Origin of the sequence: Marivita sp. (assembly GCF_020055635.1) — a bacterium.
Lineage (GTDB): Bacteria > Pseudomonadota > Alphaproteobacteria > Rhodobacterales > Rhodobacteraceae > Marivita.
Window position 1 is genome coordinate 1 of the sequence record NZ_JAIPUT010000182.1, and the last position, 2,553, is coordinate 2,553.

The 2,553-nt window shown below is 64.3% G+C and carries 2 protein-coding genes and 1 pseudogene; all 3 read left to right on the plus strand.

Annotation, left to right across the window (positions count from 1 at the left end; translation table 11 throughout):
- Positions 1-18 precede the first annotated feature (18 nt).
- A complete protein-coding gene (locus tag LCF60_RS24415; protein ID WP_292295119.1) occupies positions 19-1,209 on the plus strand; it encodes an ABC transporter ATP-binding protein in 1,191 nt (396 codons plus the stop codon).
- Positions 1,206-2,228: an oligopeptide/dipeptide ABC transporter ATP-binding protein gene (locus LCF60_RS24420; protein WP_292295120.1), complete on the plus strand. Its 1,023-nt coding sequence runs from the start codon at positions 1,206-1,208 to the stop codon at positions 2,226-2,228. The genes LCF60_RS24415 and LCF60_RS24420 overlap by 4 nt, the downstream gene beginning before the upstream one ends.
- A gap of 77 nt (positions 2,229-2,305) precedes the next feature.
- Positions 2,306-2,553: pseudogene (locus tag LCF60_RS24425) on the plus strand (peptidase T); the annotation flags it as partial.

The following is a 2,553-nucleotide window of genomic DNA, read 5'->3' on the forward strand; positions in this document are numbered from 1 at the left end:
CTGCGGTTGGCGCCCTGGATGTCGATCGCGCCGGGCGTTGCCCTGCTTTTGCTGGTTGCGAGCCTCAACCTGCTTGGCGACAGCGTCAATTTCGCCATGAACCCGCAGTTGCGTACCCGTGGCGGAGCGCCGAAGAAGCGTTCGTCCGTGCCGCCGCCGGCGAATGAGCCCGAGGCGTCGGCAGAGAGCCCGATCCTCCAGGTCGAGGACCTGCGCCTCGTTTACACCGCAGGAGACCGGAAAATCGCAGCCGTCGACGGCGTCTCCTTTACCCTGCCAAGAGGTGGCTCGCTTGGCATCGTGGGGGAAAGCGGCTGCGGCAAGTCCAGTCTCGGCTCGGCCCTTCTGCAGACCATGCCGAACAACGCGGAGCTGACATCGGGGGCCATCCGGTACGATGGCAAGGCAATCGTCCTCGGCGGCAAGCCAGTGGTGGAAAATGGCCGCTCGCGCATCGATGCCTTGCGCTGGACCCACATGGCGACGATTTTTCAGAGCGCGATGAATGCCCTCAACCCGGTGGTCACCGTCCGGCGCCAGATGATGGATGCGATGCGCCTACACAAGCCGGACGTCAGCAAGAGCGAGGCCACGGCTCGGATCGGCGAACTCTTCGACATGATCGGCATCCCGCGGTCTCGGATGAATGCCTATCCGCATCAGCTCTCGGGTGGAATGCGCCAGCGGGCGATGATCGCGCTCAGCCTGATCCTGGAGCCGGAACTGATCATCGCGGACGAGCCGACAACTGCCCTCGACATGTTGATCCAGGACCAGATCCTGGGCGAGATAGCGGGCCTGCGGGAGCGACTGAACCTCTCGTTGGTTCTCGTCTCTCACGACATGGGTGCTGTCGCCGAGAGCTGTGACGTGGTGGCGGTCATGTATGCCGGTCGCATCGTCGAGGCCGCACCGACTCGGCGGATCTTCGACAATCCCGCGCACCCCTACACCCGCACCCTGATCGGTTCGCTGCCGAGCCTCACCGGCCCGCTCGAAGAACTGGAAAGCCTGCCTGCCACGGATACTTCGGCCGCGGCAGCGGCTACTGGCTGCCGGTTCGCTCATGCCTGCCCGGCTGTCACGGAGCTTTGCCACCGCGAGACACCGCCGACTGTGCAACTCGGCGCGGGCCATGTCTCGGAGTGTCATTATGCCGAGACCTTCGCCGCGGAACGCACAACCGACCCCCAGGAGGCCCGCGCATGAGCCAGCCGATCCTACAGCTCGACACCCTGCGCATGGTTTACAATGCTGATCCTGGCATCCTCGCCCGTCTGTCAGGCCGGGCAGACCCGCCGGTGATCGCTGCCGACGACGTGACGCTGACACTCCATCCCGGTCAGACCCTCGCTGTTGTGGGTGAAAGCGGCTCGGGCAAGACGACCGCGGGCCGCATCGCTACATTGCAGGAGCGACCCACTGCGGGTCGGGTGCTCTACGAGGGCGAGGATGTGACCGACCTTACCGGCGCGGCGCTCAAGGCCTTCCGCGCCAAGGTACAAATGATTTTCCAGAACCCTTACGATGCGCTCAACCCTCGCCTGACAGTAGGGCAGTCGCTGGCTGAGCCTCTGACGTTGCACCGCCTGGTCCCAAAGTCCGGACTGCGGGCGGCGGTGCTGGAGATGCTGGAAGCGGTGGAACTGCGGCCCGCGGCCGATTTCGCCGATGCCTTCCCGTCCGAGCTTTCCGGTGGTCAGCTGCAGCGCATCGCCATAGCCCGGGCCTTGATCATCAAGCCGCGGGTCGTCATCGCGGACGAACCGGTCTCGATGCTTGACGTTTCAATTCGCTCGGGCGTGATGAACCTCATGCGTGGCATCCAGAAGGAAACCGGCGTCACCTACCTCTACATCACCCACGACCTGTCAGTCGCGCGCTACATGGCCGATCGTATCGCCGTGATGTACCTTGGCGCGGTGCTCGAGGAGGGGCCAGCCGAGACACTGATTTCTTCCGCCGCGCATCCCTACACTCGCCTTCTGATCCAAGCCGCGCCCGAGCACCGCGCGACGGCGGTCAAGCGGGCTCGCATCCGCTTGCCGGGAGACGCGGCTTCGCAGGCAGGCCTGCCTGCGGGCTGTCGCTTTCACCCGCGATGCCCCTTGGCTCAGCCTGTCTGCCGCGAAGAGGTCCCACCGCAAAAGACCGTTGGCCCAACTCAGGTGGCTGGTTGCCACTTCGCCGAGCAGGTCAAGGCAGACGGCCTCGAAATCACCACCTGACCACCGTTAACACTCCGACAGGACATCCCGTGACCCAGACCAACGCCGCCACTTTCGCCGCCGAGCTTGAAGAGCGCATGCTGCGCTACACCGCCATCGACAGCCAGAGCAATGCCGCATCAAAAACTACGCCGAGCACGGAAATCCAGTTCGACATGCTTCGCTTGCTGGTCGAAGAGCTGGAAGAGATGGGCGCGGTGGACGTGAAACTAACGGATTACGGCACGGTCCTCGCCTCCGTTCCAGGCACGCTGCCGGGACCGACAATCGCACTCCTTGCTCATGTCGACACGACGCAGCAGTTCAACGCCACAGGCGTGAAGCC